Here is an 8,953-nt window from a genome sequence, read left to right as displayed (position 1 = left end):
TCGTGACGGGATGAACGTATTAATTAACATCGAAAAAATTCAGTTTTCTGATGAGATATTATCTCTTTGATATTGATGAACTAAAGGAAAAAAACAGCCAACGTGTAGTTGCGTTGGCTGCTTAATAGTTAACTATACCTTATAGATCTCGAATACAACGAGTATAGAACTCGATATCTCGACTCAAGCCATAGCCCGCCCCCAATTGGAAGCCAACTGCCCATGCAAAAGTACCGCCTTTCTTGCCACGCAGATCATATTCAGATGGGTCTTGATCTTTCTTACGTGCAGGCAGAGGACGGAATTGAGCGTTCTCTGTGCCAACATAAGCAGTGCTTGTCCAAAACATGAACTTCATTGGAGTGTTCGGGAAGAACTCCTCATCTATCGATGGGTTCACTTTATTGAAGTTTACGATGGATTTTAACTCTTTAAAGTCAGGTAAACGCCAGTCATCATGACCACCTAAGTTTAGGTTTTCACAATACTGAATAGAGTCTTCCCATTTGCGTCGATTGAAATCCAGTTCTTTTTGCCACATGCGGTTGGTTACTTTTTCAGTAATGGTGCCGTTGTTGTTATCTACGTATTCCATGTTGTGGTAAGCCGCACCATTATCTGCACGAACACAACGTGTCATCTTAGTAGATGCAGTATGTTGGCCCATTGTATGGCCGTCAGGGAAGCCGATGTGCCAAGCATGATCCGGGTGGTTTGATACAGGGAACGTCCAAATACCAGAAGATTGACGAGGCATGTTTAGGAAAGCTTCCGTGTCAACCGCAGGGCGGAATTCACCAGAGTCTACTATCGTCTGCAGCTCTTTCATTAGTGGGTAGCGCCAGTCGCTATAGCCGTCCAGTTCTAGGTTGGCACAGTATTCTTTACCTTCTACCGCTGTCATCCAGATACGTGATGAGTCACGCTCCCATGTTAACTTCGTATTCTCATCAAATGTGGTTAAACCAGATTCAGAGATTGTGTAGCGAGGTTGAACGCCTTCATAGTCTGAGTCTTCCCCGTGTACATCTGTAAAGTTTTGGATTTGGCCGGTATCAGGAAGAACGAACCCTTCGATTGGTGGCATACCAATGCCTGTAATAAACTCAGTGCGTTCAATCTGTTTCAGCTCTTTACCAGTAAGGTAAGTGATAATGTCTTTGTATTCTTCCTCGCTGTACATTGAAGCAAATGGCTTCATGATAGGAGCATCACGGTTAGTTCGTGTACCGTCGCGGTAAGATTTTAGCTGTTCAAATAGATAAACAGGCATCTGGCCTCTCATTGTTGGGAAGCGCTCATTGTTACTTAAACCTTGTTCACCATGACAGGCTTTACATGATTTATCGTACATCGCTTTACCACGTTCCCAGCTATCATTTCCCACGATCTCTGGATCTGGGTTGTAAGGCATATCACGAGAAGCTAACACGAGAGAAATGTTGGCCATCTCTTCACGAGAGTAAGCATAAACAAACTCTTTCATCTGTGCAGATAGACCTGATGTACGAATCGTGTCCATGTCTGCCCATTGATTGAATATATATTGTGCTGATAATCCCTCAAGTTTTGGGGAAATGGTTTCTGGCACTTCTTCGCGTGCAGGTCGGTGACAAGCGCGGTAACAAATAAAAGCAGCACGTTGAGCACTCTTCATTGCATCAGGAGAGATATCTTCTAGAGTACGGTTGATGGTGTAATCTTGAAGACCGTTATCAATATCTACTCGTTCTTGTTGAGCGAATGCAGCGCCAGAAAGTAGGGTAACACCAATTGCAATCGATAGTGATGATAGTTTAGTGCTCATATTACAGGCCTCCCGTTGCAATTTTTCGCATTTTTTCTTCGGCACGATTTTGCATGTTTAGATTTAGGTTAGGGTGCGCGATGTCATAGTGACAGCTTGAACATTTCCATTGTGGATCCGTGTCTTTGCGTGCGAAAGCTAGGTTGTGCGTCCAATCTGCAGCCTTACTATTTTCCGTTGCTTCGGCAGCGCGGCGTTCTAGGTCTTTATGGCAGTTCACACAACCTGAGTCGTACACATATTCTGTGCGTTTAGGATGAAGTTCTGCGTAGTCGAGCTCTTCCATACCAAGAACATATTCACCCCAAAGATGACGAGTGCCTGATGTGCCTTTGACCCAAAGCTCTTCGACAATGTTTGATTTAGGTAAGTGGCAGTCAACACACTCAGCAACGAAGCCGTGAGAGTTATTACCACCATGAACTGAATTAGCAAACGTCTCAACCATAGGTTCCATCGTATGACAAGACGCGCAAAACTCGTTTGAGCTAAGTGCGTGAATCGCTTCTGTCGCAGGTAATGCTGCTAGTAAGCCAATACCTGTGCCAACGATAAGAAGCGCCGCAATAACTTTGCGTTTTACGCCTTGAAGTAAATTCATTGATGCATTCCTTAGTGTTTGTGACTGTTGCTAGCTACTGGAATGTCAGCGGCTTTAACGACTTTGGCTAGACATGTTGGTTCATCCACATAGGTTGACCAGATACGAAGTGTGTACTCTTCACCCACGACAGGACGTTTTTCAAAGTCACGGATCATCAGGTGTAGGCCACCTTTCTGAAATTTATGCACCACGTTTGGCTTGAGCTTGTATTGGCTGATTCGTTGCATTTTCATCACGCCATCGTCCATCGTGGTTTTATGAACCTCGGCGGTTTTTGATAAACCCTCGATCGTTGCACCGTGAATAGATTCCTGACTTGGTAAACGCAGTGCTTTCACTTCGTCAGTCACGTTGAACTTGATATCAAAGAAGATGCCGGTCACATTAGCACCTGGCGCTGGCTCAGAGATGACACAGTTTGACAGCTCAAGGCCCGCTTGAGCTGTGAAAGAGGTCGCGAGCCCAAGGGCAAGAAGAAGCTTTTTCATAATAATCCTTACGAGATAAGGCGGCACAAGGGCCGCCTATAAATTAGAATTTGAATTCGGTACCAATCGCGACGTTGTCTGACTGGCTGTTTTCACGGAACTCTGCAGCTTCCACATAAACACGCATGTTGTTGCTGATATCGTAAGAAACGTTTGCTAGATAAAGAGAATCGTTGAACCACTTTCCGCCTTCAGTATCGAAGTCTGAATTTTGGTAGCCAAGTTTGAAGGTTAGTGCGTCAGTAGCATGGTAAGTTGCTGATGAGCCCCACATACGGCCTTCACCATATGTTTTATGATCTTTTGCCAGCTCGTAAGTTGCGGCAATAGCGAATTGCTCACGATGGTATTCAGCCATACCAATATAGCGTTCGAAATCAACATCATCGCCATTTACATCTTCCCAGTCATGAGCGTTTGCGTCAGAGCGTTGTAGCGCGACTGAAAAATTCTCGGCTTTGTATTTAAGGCGCAGGGCGAAGTTATCGGCTTCAGTGTCATTATCATCAAATGCTGAAATGACACCTGCAGATAAAGTTAAACCGCCAAGAACTGCAGGCGTAGTGTATGAAATAGTGTTTGTACCCAGTTGGCTTTGGTTAACAAACAGTGTCGATCCACTTGAACGGTGTTGGTTGTTCACGTCAAAGATATCAACAGGCTTAAACAAGTTGAGGTACGCGCCTTTGTAGCCATTACCCAGAACGATCTTGCCGTAGCCATTTGTTTTGAAAATGATGTTAGCTTGTGCAAGGTAGAGATCTTCACCTTGCTGCTTTTGATCATCTGCCCATTGGCTTTCTAGGGTCACAAATGCCTTGCCGTAGTCCGTTTCATGCATTCCAGTCATACCAAGCGCGGCAAGCTGAATCTGGCTTTGGTGGTCAAATTCACGCTTTTTAATTATGTTGCCGTTTACAGAACCATAAACATCAATTTTTTGAAATGCTTCGTCTAGGCTTATATCAGACGCCATTGATGGAGCTGCCACAAGAATTAGGCTCGTCGCCACTGCAATTTTATTCAGTTTCACTTTAAAACCTCGAGTGATTTTTTATTTGGAAATACAGCGGTACTTTTGCTTTGACGTAGACTCGAAAAGGTACGTAGCAAGACGAATTTACTTTAAAGTGAACACGAATTTTATTGTCTTAGCGGGTACTGCTGGGAGAAATGCATATACCCCTTAGTGGGTAACATCTCTATATTGGAGAATTATATCGATGCGATTTTGTTGGAATATAAGGACTGGTAAATGGCGTTTATACAAAAAATGAATGTGTCTGGTTGAGATCAATAAAAGGTCATAAAACTGCAAAAATGAGTGACAATATTGTCATTTTTCGATATTTACGCACTTAATTTTTAATATAGATTTTGAATTGAAAACTTGGAGGTACGATGGATATTGATGCGGTAAGAATGTTTGTGCTATTGGCAGGCAAACTGAATTTCACAGAAACCTCTAGGTTGCTTCAAGTCAGTCAACCTACGTTAAGTCGAAAGATGAAAATGTTAGAGGAGAGCCTATCCGTCACTCTCATTCATCGTCGTGGAGGGCATATCAGCTTAACTCCTCAAGGTGAAACCTTCTTGGAGGAAGGGCAAAAGTTGTTGAATCAGATCGATCAAACCATCGAACTAGTTCAACGTGAGCGTGAAGATGAAGCTGGTACGATTCGCTTAGGCTGTTTGCACCCAATGGCAAAGTTTATTACTGATACCATGATTGTCGATTTCCATACCAAATACCCGGATATTTCGATTCACTTTAAAACAATGATTCCAAGGACACTAAGCTCATTTGAGGAAGTGGATCTTATGATTGCACCGTTTTGGCCTCAAGATGATTCTGTCGTCGCAAAACAGTTGCCGCGCTTTCGTCGTTACTGCTATGCCTCTAGAGAATATCTAGAAGAAACGGGCATGCCTATCGACTTAGAGGATCTAGAGAACCACCACTGTGTAACTCAAACCAATGCAATTGAGAATCAACGTACATGGATTATGCGTGATCACGCCGGTAACCGAAGAGAGATTGAAGTTGATGGTCCTATGGCTGCAGATTCTGCAGATGTCACGATTGACCTAGTAAAGAAAGGCTTTGGAATTGGTCTAATCTCTCCACTAAAAGCGGCTAATTTTGCTAAAAATGGTGAACTAGTGAGGCTGTTTAATGGTAAGTGGTTTATTGAGAATCATATGTACGTGATGTACAAACAAAATGCTCACATGCCAAAACGTTTTAAGATATTCATTGAAGAGTTTTCGAAAGTATACTCTCAGTTGACCCATGAATAGCTAGGACACTTATATAGAGACATGCTCGTTTATCTCACTATTGATGAGCGAAGCCATCTATTGATGCTAAGTAGCTCGCAATCATTTTTATTTCTTCATCGGAGTAATGCGTCATTGCAACTTCCATTGGTACAAACAGCCCATTTTGGCGCTTCTTAAGTTTGTAATCCCTCATTTGATTGAAGAGATATAACTCATTTTGTCCGCCAATTTTTGGGTACAGTGGCATTACAGGTTCATTACCGTTCTCTCCATGACAAGTTGCACAGCCTCCTTTTCCTGGTGCAACATAGAGCTTTTTCCCCGTCTCAATATCACTTTGAGCGTTAGCATTTAACGATAGAACTAGGGTTAAAACTATAGGTACTACTTTCATATTTTTTCCTTCAGGGGAACACTCAATAAAGAATGGGCTAATTAGTCTTACCAAGGCAGTTCAACCACTCTTTTAGCTCATCGACGTCATTTCGTATGTATCCAGAATATCCATACTTAACTTGCCCGTTGATGGTTATCATTGTTGCAGGAAGGCCGTGGAAGCCCCAGTCATGAAGTAAGTCGAAGGTAGGCTCAAGATTTTTAGGCAAGTGTTGAATATCGAGCTCGGAAAATTTGGCATCTACCGCAGTTGAGTTGTCACCAATGTGAATAGTTTCAATCGTGAAATTCGGTTGAGTTGCAATGCTATCTAACATAGGCAACTCCCTTAGGCACGGCGGGCACCATACTGCCCAAAGGTTAATTAACGCGACTTTACTTGATGTTGGGTAGTCCCAAGCTTGAGTATTAGTTGCCTCTACAAAACCCTCAGGTGTCCTGCACTGCTCGGCATGAACACCAAAAGCGAGTGTTGTTGATAGTAGAAGGAGTGTAGTCTTATTCATTTAGATAACCTTTTAAGCTCTGACTAATTTTATTTCCACCTTCGCCATAGCCAAACACATCAATGAGCTCTCGCTTTGGACTATAGAAATAGATATAAGCAGAGTGGTATACCTCATAGTGTTTTGGTAAAGGAGGGTAAATAGGCTTTCCCTCTAGGCTATATCCATATGTCGCTTTAAGACTTTTAGCCGCCGCCTTCACTTGTTCATATGTGCCGGTTAGACCAACCATTTTAGGGTCAAAGTACTTCACATACATATCCATATTTTCAACGGTATCCCGGTTGGGATCGACTGAAATAAAGATAGGTATCACTTGATCTACGTCCTCCCCCAATCCATTTACTGCCATGGCAAGATCAAGCACTGTTGTTGGGCAAATATCGGGACAACTTGTATAACCAATGCCAATGAGCAAGTACTTTCCCTGCCAGTTTTCTGCAGTAACAGTGCCTAGTGTGCGTTCTTGTAATTCGAACTCAAGAGGCTTCGCGGCAGCGACAGAGGAAAAGAAGAACAGGCTTAATAAAGCATATTTGGCCATAGAACAGAGGTTCATGATTACACGCTCCAAAATATATGTATTGCTCAGTGGCATACGGTGTTAGTAATGCCCATAGCAAGAAGCTTCGGTGCTTGTAGTTTTGTATCGATCTCGCTCAGTCGCTTTTTGCTACGAATGTCGTAAACAAAAAGTTTCGAAGAGTTACGTTGGGTAGCGAATAGCGTCTTGGAATCAGATACGACTACAACGTTACCCAACTCGTTAGAGAGTGGAACCGAGGTGGCTGGCTCTTTATCCGTTAGATCAAAGATATCAAGCGTTTTACGGGACTCGATAATGCCAATTTGCTCTATCCAGCCAGTTCTAATCGACTGAGGCTCACCGCTCAAAGTAAATTCTTTAACTATTTCGCCTCCCCAAGATTCAATTACTTTAGCTTTACCGTTTTTGCTGGCTAATAGTATGTGTTCGGAGTCAGAGCTTACATATGGGCGCCATGGGGTTGAGTCGAATGCATAGTGACCCATTTCGTTCCCCATAGACAGATCCCAAATAACAACGGAGTTGTCGCTATACTGAGAAGTTAACGCCAAACGTGCATCTGGAGATAAGGTCAGTTCAGAAACCGGCCCTTTGCCTACTGATATATATGACTTTTTGCCATCATGATTTCGATAGACTAGTGTGTTTCCAGTATTACTTTCCGATACGTAGAGGTTGTAGCCACCGTTGTCGAAATTCATGCTAAAGGGGGATTCAATTCCTTCAATCGTAGTTACATATTCCTTCTTAAAAGGCTTGATAACTTCAATTTTGTTGGTCATCGCAACAGCAAGTTGCGCATCATCCGAATGAAAAGCCAAATCATTTGGTATGCCACTAACAGCAATACTCCAATGTGTCTTTTTGACTAAGTCATAGACATAAACTTGTGACGTTTTTCCATCGATGTAGACCAACAAGTCTTGTACATCTGACACTTCCATATGTGTTGGGATAGCCTTTAGCTCAATCTCATCGACATAAGTAAAGTTAAAGGTATCGATGACAGCGACCTTTGTCGTGTTATGGTCAGAAATGAACGCCCATCGAGCACCGTCATCGTAACGACCGACTTCTTTGGCCATTAGGTTTGTGCAAGTAAGAAGGGTTGAAACTACGAGAAAAATAAATTTCATAATCAGACTTATAATGGGAAGGCGAGCTTAGCGATAAATAGGCAAAACCACCAAGCTCGCAATTAAACTTATAGCCCATAAATAAATGTGAGCCTAATAAGACTAATTATATAGGGGTAGATAAATGAAAAATATAACCTTTAATAATCACCCTTATTCAAATTTTAAATACACTGGATGAGATCAATTTTCTGATAATCAGTCAAGATTGATATTGGGGTATTCATACTTGCCCATCGCTTAATCTAATAGTGACGGTTCAGTCTGCAGTCATGCTTGTTTGTAAAACTACACGTGGTACCAGTTCATTTATTCTTTGGCTTAAAGAGGGCTCAATTGGAACTAAATATATGAATCTAGGAGAGATTTTATTAACCTAAAATATTGTGATAATCAGCACCGTTCACAAACTGCGCGTCCATCGATAGTTACTCTTAAAAACAATACGTTAGCTATCGAGTGTCCACTATGTTTACAAATCGTCTGTTTGTTTTAAGCCTAGCTTGTTTAAGTCTCTCCTCAGGTGTTATTGCCGCTGACTATGGCCAGAGTATTCAAATCCCAATGAAGGATAAAGGCCTGCTATGGGACAGCGACATTGCTTTAGAAGCAACTCTTTATAAGCCGAAGGGCGAGGGTCCTTTTCCAGTAGTCATCTTTAACCACGGTTCGACAGGTGGCGACAAAGAATACGCGAAACAAACGGTCAACCCGTTGGGCTTTGGGAAATATCTAAATGATAAAAACATCGCACTCGTGATACCGATGAGAAGAGGTCGAGGTGGTTCAGAGGGGAGCTATAAAGAGCAATACACGTGCGAGGATAAAGGGATCCATGAGGGAATAGAGTATGCGACTGAGTCTCTCGATGCATCGTATCAGTTCATCTTAAATCAACCATGGGTCGATAAAGAGAAGGTTATGTTAGCGGGTAACTCGAGAGGCGGGGTTCTGTCGTTGAAGTACGCCTCAGAACATCCAGATGCCTTTACTGGGGTGATTAACTTTGCTGGTGGTTGGGTGGACGACTCTTGCATCAAACAAGGTGTGTCACCCAATGTCTCTATTTTCAAAGAAGCGGCAAGCCAACTTGATACGCTAACGCTGTTTATCTACGGCCACAATGATCCATTTTATTCGGATGAGTCCATCAAAACCTTTGCTGAGTCTTATGAGAGCGCTGGTG

The 8,953-nt window shown here is 42.6% G+C and carries 10 protein-coding genes; 2 read left to right on the top strand and 8 right to left on the bottom strand.

What is annotated here, in order from left to right; genetic code table 11:
• Positions 1–139: 139 nt before the first annotated feature.
• Genes AC4MRV_RS20750 through AC4MRV_RS20735 form a run of 4 tightly spaced genes read right to left on the bottom strand, consistent with a single transcriptional unit; the run spans position 140 to position 3,932 of the window.
• The gene (locus tag AC4MRV_RS20750; protein ID WP_491189199.1) at positions 140–1,807 is read right to left on the bottom strand and encodes an Lcl domain-containing protein; all 1,668 of its coding nucleotides are present in this window, start codon (positions 1,805–1,807) and stop codon (positions 140–142) included.
• Between the two features lies 1 nt (position 1,808).
• Entirely contained in the window at positions 1,809–2,408 is a 600-nt protein-coding gene (locus tag AC4MRV_RS20745; protein WP_491189198.1) for a cytochrome c3 family protein, read from the bottom strand.
• Positions 2,409–2,419: 11 nt separating this feature from the next.
• Positions 2,420–2,899, bottom strand: a complete 480-nt coding sequence (locus AC4MRV_RS20740) for a copper chaperone PCu(A)C (RefSeq protein ID WP_491189197.1) — start codon at positions 2,897–2,899, stop codon at positions 2,420–2,422.
• A 43-nt stretch (positions 2,900–2,942) separates the two neighbouring features.
• Positions 2,943–3,932 (bottom strand): porin, encoded by a 990-nt coding sequence (locus AC4MRV_RS20735; protein ID WP_491189196.1) that lies wholly within the window; start codon positions 3,930–3,932, stop codon positions 2,943–2,945.
• Between the two features lie 368 nt (positions 3,933–4,300).
• Between AC4MRV_RS20735 and AC4MRV_RS20730 the strand changes: the two genes are divergently transcribed.
• Positions 4,301–5,200 carry a LysR family transcriptional regulator gene (locus AC4MRV_RS20730; RefSeq protein ID WP_491189195.1) on the top strand — a complete coding sequence of 300 codons (900 nt, stop codon included), beginning with the start codon at positions 4,301–4,303 and terminating at the stop codon, positions 5,198–5,200.
• A 37-nt stretch (positions 5,201–5,237) separates the two neighbouring features.
• Here the strand turns inward: AC4MRV_RS20730 and AC4MRV_RS20725 are convergent, their stop codons facing one another.
• From AC4MRV_RS20725 to AC4MRV_RS20710, 4 genes are read right to left on the bottom strand one after another with little or no spacing between them, the layout of a single operon-like run.
• Positions 5,238–5,576, bottom strand: coding sequence for a c-type cytochrome (locus AC4MRV_RS20725; RefSeq protein ID WP_491189194.1), 339 nt, complete (start codon positions 5,574–5,576; stop codon positions 5,238–5,240).
• Between the two features lie 37 nt (positions 5,577–5,613).
• Positions 5,614–6,084: a TlpA family protein disulfide reductase gene (locus tag AC4MRV_RS20720; protein WP_491189193.1), complete on the bottom strand. Its 471-nt coding sequence runs from the start codon at positions 6,082–6,084 to the stop codon at positions 5,614–5,616.
• The gene (locus AC4MRV_RS20715) at positions 6,077–6,643 is read right to left on the bottom strand and encodes an SCO family protein (RefSeq protein ID WP_491189192.1); all 567 of its coding nucleotides are present in this window, start codon (positions 6,641–6,643) and stop codon (positions 6,077–6,079) included. Before AC4MRV_RS20715 ends, AC4MRV_RS20720 begins: the two co-directional genes overlap by 8 nt.
• A gap of 29 nt (positions 6,644–6,672) precedes the next feature.
• On the bottom strand, positions 6,673–7,767 hold the full coding sequence (locus AC4MRV_RS20710) for a YncE family protein (RefSeq protein ID WP_491189191.1): 1,095 nt from the start codon (positions 7,765–7,767) through the stop codon (positions 6,673–6,675).
• A gap of 468 nt (positions 7,768–8,235) precedes the next feature.
• Here AC4MRV_RS20710 and AC4MRV_RS20705 point away from each other — a divergent pair.
• The coding region (locus tag AC4MRV_RS20705) for a dienelactone hydrolase family protein (protein ID WP_491189190.1) at positions 8,236–8,953 on the top strand (718 nt) is incomplete at its 3' end.

It is taken from the genome of Vibrio sp., from assembly GCF_984391705.1.
This window is presented reverse-complemented; position numbering and strand designations above follow the sequence as displayed.

What these genes read in the sequence shown, in the direction of transcription:
- AC4MRV_RS20750 (WP_491189199.1), bottom strand. Translation starts at nt 1,807, where the DNA reads ATGAGCACTAAACTATCATCACTATCGATTGCAATTGGTGTTACCCTA.
- AC4MRV_RS20745 (WP_491189198.1), bottom strand. Translation starts at nt 2,408, where the DNA reads ATGAATTTACTTCAAGGCGTAAAACGCAAAGTTATTGCGGCGCTTCTT.
- AC4MRV_RS20740 (WP_491189197.1), bottom strand. Translation starts at nt 2,899, where the DNA reads ATGAAAAAGCTTCTTCTTGCCCTTGGGCTCGCGACCTCTTTCACAGCT.
- AC4MRV_RS20730 (WP_491189195.1), top strand. Translation starts at nt 4,301, where the DNA reads ATGGATATTGATGCGGTAAGAATGTTTGTGCTATTGGCAGGCAAACTG.
- AC4MRV_RS20725 (WP_491189194.1), bottom strand. Translation starts at nt 5,576, where the DNA reads ATGAAAGTAGTACCTATAGTTTTAACCCTAGTTCTATCGTTAAATGCT.
- AC4MRV_RS20720 (WP_491189193.1), bottom strand. Translation starts at nt 6,084, where the DNA reads ATGAATAAGACTACACTCCTTCTACTATCAACAACACTCGCTTTTGGT.
- AC4MRV_RS20715 (WP_491189192.1), bottom strand. Translation starts at nt 6,643, where the DNA reads ATGAACCTCTGTTCTATGGCCAAATATGCTTTATTAAGCCTGTTCTTC.
- AC4MRV_RS20710 (WP_491189191.1), bottom strand. Translation starts at nt 7,767, where the DNA reads ATGAAATTTATTTTTCTCGTAGTTTCAACCCTTCTTACTTGCACAAAC.